Annotated in this window: 1 protein-coding gene and 2 pseudogenes; all 3 read left to right on the forward strand. The window is 74.3% G+C overall.

What is annotated here, in order from left to right; all coding sequences use genetic code 11:
• Nucleotides 1-127 precede the first annotated feature (127 nt).
• Nucleotides 128-250 (forward strand): annotated as a pseudogene (locus C1I98_RS37860) (aggregation-promoting factor C-terminal-like domain-containing protein); the annotation flags it as partial.
• 94 nt (nt 251-344) lie between these two features.
• Nucleotides 345-464: pseudogene (locus C1I98_RS37865) on the forward strand (aggregation-promoting factor C-terminal-like domain-containing protein); the annotation flags it as partial.
• A gap of 121 nt (nt 465-585) precedes the next feature.
• Nucleotides 586-2,485 (forward strand): glycosyltransferase family 2 protein (locus C1I98_RS37870; protein ID WP_146607893.1); only part of this gene is annotated, 1,900 nt, incomplete at its 3' end.

Consider the following 2,485-nt stretch of genomic DNA (forward strand, 5'->3'; position numbering starts at 1 on the left):
GCCTGGGGCCACTCCCAGCGGGTGGGCTGGTACTGAGGCGCCGGTACGCGCGGGGGCGTAATTCACGCCCCAAGGGCGGGTATGCACACGCCGTGCTTCCCGCCCGGGTCGGCAAGCCGCAGTGCGCGCGGGCGGCGACTGGCAGACCAACCCGGCCACCCAGATCAAGTGGGGGCTCGGGTACATCAAGGGCCGGTACGGCTCGCCCTGCGGCGCCTGGGGCCACTCCCAGCGGGTGGGCTGGTACTGAGGCGCCGGTACGCGCGGGGGCGTAATTCACGCCCCAAGGGCGGGTATGCACACGCCGTGCTTCCCGCCCGGGTCGGCAAGCCGCAGTGCGCGCGGGCGGCGACTGGCAGACCAACCCGGCCACCCAGATCAAGTGGGGGCTCGGGTACATCAAGGGCCGGTACGGCTCGCCCTGCGGCGCCTGGGGCCACTCCCAGCGGGTGGGCTGGTACTGAGGCGCCGGTACGCGCGGGGGCGTAATTCACGCCCCAAGGGCGGGTATGCACACGCCGTGCTTCCCGCCCGGGTCGGCAAGCCGCAGTGCGCCGGGCCCCGCCCGCGCGCAGGCTTGCTCGCATGGGTGTGAAGGTCAGCGTGGTGATGCCGGTCCGCGATCCCGGGCAAGACGCGGACGCGGGCATCCGCTCGGTGCTTGAGCAGACGTTCCCACCAGACGGCTACGAGGTGATCCTCGTCGATGCCGGGTCGGCCCCCGGCGTGGCGTCCCGGCTCGACGCCATGGCAGTGGGCCGGCCCCACGTACAGGTACTGCACCTGCCCAGGGCGGGCTGGCCGATGCGGGCGCGCAACGCGGGCCTGGCCGCCGCCCAGGGCGAGTACGTCTACCTGATCGACCAGGGCGACCGGATGCCGCCCGGGGTGGTGCGGCTGATGTACGAGCGGGCCATGGCCGCCGAGGCCGACGTACTGGCCGGGCGGGTCGTCAAGGACGGCGGCCTGCCGCCCGCGGTCGCCCAGGTGGACCGTGACCGCGCCGACATCCTGCGCGACCGGCTGCTCACCCAGCTCACCCCGCACAAGCTCTACCGGCGGGCCTTCCTGGAGGAGCACGGGCTGCGCTTCGACGAGCGCGGCGGGCCGCTGGCCGAGGAGAAGTTCGTGCTGCGGGCGTACCTGGCGGCCAACGTCGTCACGGTGGTGGCCGAGTCGGTGTGCTGCCGCGTCACCCCCCGGCCGCGCCGCGAGCAGCCGCCCGCCGACGCCGCCGCCGAACTCGACGCGCTGCTCGACATCGTGGACGACCACACGCCGCCGGGCAGGCAGCGCGACCGCATGTACGCCCACTGGTTCCGCACGGTGGTGCTGCGGCCCTTCTCCACCGGCAGGTTCCTGTCCTCCTCCAAGGACCGGGCCGAGATGTACGGCGCGATGCGCGAGCTGGCCGTACGCCGCTTCCCGTCCCGCCTGGACCCGCTGCTGCCAATTCACCTGCGCGCGGTGGCCGTGCTGCTGCGGGCCGGGCGGCTGGACCAGCTCGCCATCCTGGCCGGCATCACCCGGGGCGTCGGCATGCGCGTGGAGCTGCGCGAGGCCCGCTGGGAGAACGGCGTGCTCAACCTGTCCCTCGCGGGCGAGCTGACCCAGTCCGACGGGTCGCCGCTGTGGTTCCAGGTGGCCGAGGAGCGGCTGTACTGGATCCCGCCCGCCGACATCGACCCGCTGCTGCTGCCCCCGGCGCTCACCGAGGTCGGCGACGCGGTCGCGCGGGCGCGACTGCACGTCTTCGTGCGGCACGAGGAGACGGGGGAGATGTTCGCGGTGCCCACCACGAGCGAGATCCACGTCAAGGGCGACGGCGACGAGGTGCGGCTGGTACTGGCCGGGGAGGCCCGCCTGGACGTCTCCACGGTCGCCGTGGGGCATCCGCTGGACGGCGGCATGTGGGAGATCCACGCCAGGATGCAGGGCGGCTCCTACCACGCCAGGGCCCGCGTCACGGGGGGTCGTCCGGGCGGGGCCACCGGCCGCCCGTACGGCACGGACGCGGGGCACGCCTGCGCGGGCGCGGTGGCCGACCATCCCAAGCGCCTCATCGTCCCGTTCTGGTCGGAGAGGGGCACTCTCCAGGTGTGCGTGGACCCCCGCTCCTACGCGGAGTCCATCGCCCTGGTGTCGCCGGGGTCCTCGGTCGTACGGCGTGACGGGCACCTGTTCGTGGTGGTGCCGGTGCCGTACGTGCCACCGAGCGGCGGCCCGCCGGTGGAACTGATCCTGCGCAACGGCTCCCGCGAGGTCACCGCCCCCGGCCTGGTCGAACCCGGCGAACCGGGGAGGCTGGCCGGCCAGCTCGCCGCCAGGGTCCCGATCGGCCGCCTGCCGTCCGCCGGCGCCCTCGGCCTTGCCGCCCTTCACCTTGTCCGCGCCGGCCACGCCGGTCCAGAAGCCGCGCACCGGCGACTTGGTGGCCGGGTCGAGCAGCCGCGCCAGGGAGTAGGCGACGTCCTGGGCGCGCACC

It is taken from the genome of Spongiactinospora gelatinilytica (assembly GCF_003236385.1).
GTDB classification, from domain to species: Bacteria; Actinomycetota; Actinomycetes; order Streptosporangiales; family Streptosporangiaceae; genus Spongiactinospora; species Spongiactinospora gelatinilytica.